This is a genomic window from Serratia sp. PGPR-27 (genome assembly GCF_022678525.1).
In the GTDB taxonomy this organism is placed as follows: Bacteria; Pseudomonadota; Gammaproteobacteria; order Enterobacterales; family Enterobacteriaceae; genus Serratia; species Serratia nematodiphila.
Genome location: NZ_JALBYS010000084.1, coordinates 1 through 556 on the forward strand (window position 1 = coordinate 1; position 556 = coordinate 556).

At 54.1% G+C, this 556-nt stretch carries 1 rRNA gene; it reads left to right on the forward strand.

The window, feature by feature from the left end:
- Positions 1-556: ribosomal RNA gene (locus MMS95_RS24115) — 23S ribosomal RNA — on the forward strand; the annotation flags it as partial.

Below are 556 nucleotides of genomic sequence, written 5' to 3' on the forward strand. Positions count from 1 at the left end.
GCGTTGTTGGGTAGGGGAGCGTTCTGTAAGCCGTTGAAGGTGGCCTGTGAGGGTTGCTGGAGGTATCAGAAGTGCGAATGCTGACATAAGTAACGATAAAGCGGGTGAAAAGCCCGCTCGCCGGAAGACCAAGGGTTCCTGTCCAACGTTAATCGGGGCAGGGTGAGTCGACCCCTAAGGCGAGGCTGAAAAGCGTAGTCGATGGGAAACAGGTTAATATTCCTGTACTTGGTGTTACTGCGAAGGGGGGACGGAGAAGGCTAGGCTAGCCGGGCGACGGTTGTCCCGGTTTAAGCGTGTAGGGGGTGTGACCTGGTAAATCCGGTTGCATGCTAACCCTGAGGCGTGATGACGATGCACTACGGTGCAGAAGTAGTTGATGCCCTGCTTCCAGGAAAATCCTCTAAGCTCCAGGTAACATTAAATCGTACCCCAAACCGACACAGGTGGTCAGGTAGAGAATACCAAGGCGCTTGAGAGAACTCGGGTGAAGGAACTAGGCAAAATGGTGCCGTAACTTCGGGAGAAGGCACGCTGGCATGTAGGTGAAGTCCCT